Source organism: Streptomyces sp. URMC 127, assembly GCF_051386535.1.
GTDB lineage: Bacteria > Actinomycetota > Actinomycetes > Streptomycetales > Streptomycetaceae > Streptomyces.
The window spans coordinates 1-2119 of the sequence record NZ_JBPQTW010000418.1 but is presented as its reverse complement, the minus strand read 5'-3'; the positions used below and the strand labels follow the sequence as shown (position 1 = coordinate 2119).

At 75.3% G+C, this 2119-nt stretch carries 1 protein-coding gene; it reads left to right on the top strand.

The features are described 5' to 3' along the window. Nucleotides 1-120 precede the first annotated feature (120 nt). Nucleotides 121-2119: ABC transporter ATP-binding protein (locus tag ACSNOH_RS34620; RefSeq protein ID WP_436725415.1), on the top strand; the 1999-nt coding region annotated here is incomplete at its 3' end.

Here is a 2119-nt window from a genome sequence, read left to right as displayed (position 1 = left end):
CTACGGGCTGACGCGCCCCGCGTCCCCCGCGGCGCCACCCGTCGCCCCACGCGGCACGTCAGCCCCCGCTCCCACGGGGCCCGTGACCGGCCCGCGAGCCTACCGCGCACCGGAGCCACGGTGACGCCCTTCGCGCGGCGGCCGCCGCGCACGTTCCCCGTGTCGGAGAGCGAACTGCTGCTGTTCGGCGGCGCCTTGCGGCCCGACAAGGCCTTCGTCACCCACGAGCGGCCGCTGCTGCGGCTGTCCTTCTGGGCGATGGCCCGTCAGCTGCCCGCCATGGTCGCCACCGTCGCCCGCGCCGCCTGGCACGAGGACCCCAGGGCGCTGTGCGCGCTCCTGGGCGCCGAGCTGTGCCAGGGCCTGACGCGCGCCTTCGGGCTGGTCGCCGCCAACCGGGCGCTGACCGCCCTCTTCACCGCCGGCCCCACCCCCGGCCGGCTGCGCGAGGCCCTGCCGGCGCTCCTCGCGGTCACCACGGTCGCCGCCGCCACCGCCCTGCTCTCCGCCGTCTCCCTCGCGGCCGCCGGGCAGCTGGAACCCAAGGTGGAGCGCGTGTGCACCGCCCGCTTCTACCGCGGCGCCGTCCGCGTCGAGCTCGCCGTCCTGGAGGACAAGGACTTCCACCGCCTGCTCGACGCCGGCCGTTTCGGCACCGACTCCGTCCGGCTGATGATCGGCTCCTCCGTCACGGTCGTCAACGCCCTGGTGGGGCTCGCCGCTTCGGCCGGAGTGCTCGCCCTGCTGCACCCGTCGCTCGTGCCCATGCTCGTCCTCGTCGCGGCCCCCAAGGGCTGGGGCGCTGTCGTCACGGCCCGGCGCCAGTACGCCTCCCGGCACGCCTGGATCGAGCACCGGCGCGCCATCTCCGTCATCACCTCCACGCTCACCGGGCACGACACCGCCCCCGAGATCCGCGTGCACGGCGCCGGCCGCATGCTCGTCGGCGCCTACGACGACATGGCCGCCACCGTCGAGAAGGAACAGCAGCGCCTCGCCCGCGCCGAGGCCGTCACCTGCGGCGCCGCCTCCGCCCTCTCGGGGGGCGCGGCCCTCGCCGTCTACGGCGTGCTGTGGCTGCTGCTGGCCTCCGGCGGGCTGCCCCTGGCCGTCGCCGGCACCGCGGTCATCGCCGTACGGGCCGCCGGCGCGAGCCTGACCGCGCTGGTGACCCAGACCAACCGCCTCTACGAGGAAGCGATGTACCTCAGCGACCTGGAGCGCGCCTGCGCGGAGGCCGAGCGCCACGCCATCCCCACGGGCGGCACCCCGCTGCCGCGCGGCGTGAAGGAGATCCGGCTGGAGAAGGTCTCCTTCGTCTACCCCGGCGCCCCCTCGGCCGCGCTCAGCGACGTGAGCCTGACCGTCCCGCCCGGCAAGGTCGTGGCGCTGGTCGGCGCCAACGGCTCCGGCAAGACCACGCTGTCCAAGCTCGTCGCCGGGCTGTACCTGCCCACCTCCGGGCACCTGTACTGGAACGGCGTCGAGATCCGCGACGCCGACCGCGACCAGCTCTTCGACCACGTGGCCGTGCTCTCCCAGGACTTCCCCCGCTGGCCCATGACCGCCCGTGCCAACGTGCACATCGGCCGCCCCGGCACGCCGCCGGACCAGGCCCGCATCGACCGCGCGGCCGCCGAGTCCGGCGCCACCGACGTCGTCTCCTCCCTGCCGCACCAGTGGGACAGCCTCGTGGTCAAGGGCTTCGAGCGCGGCACGCAGATCTCCGGCGGCCAGTGGCAGCGCCTGGGCAGCGCCCGCGCCCGCTACCGCCGCGCGCCCCTGCTCATCGTCGACGAGCCGACCTCGGCCCTCGACCCGCGCGCGGAGGCCGAGGCCTTCCAGTCGCTGCGGACGCTGACCGACGACGGCACGACCGTCCTGCTGATCACCCACCGGCTCGCCGCGACGGCCACCGCCGACCTCATCTACGTCCTCGACCGCGGACGGGTGGTGGGCAAGGGCACGCACGAGGAGCTGATGGCCGTCGAGGGCGGCCTCTACCGGTCGATGTACGAGCTCCAGGCCGCCCAGTACGGCATCGGGGCGCCGCAACCCCGCCGCGCCTGTAGACACGTGCGCAATACAGGGAATAGGGCGGCGCCCGGCCGCACCCGGA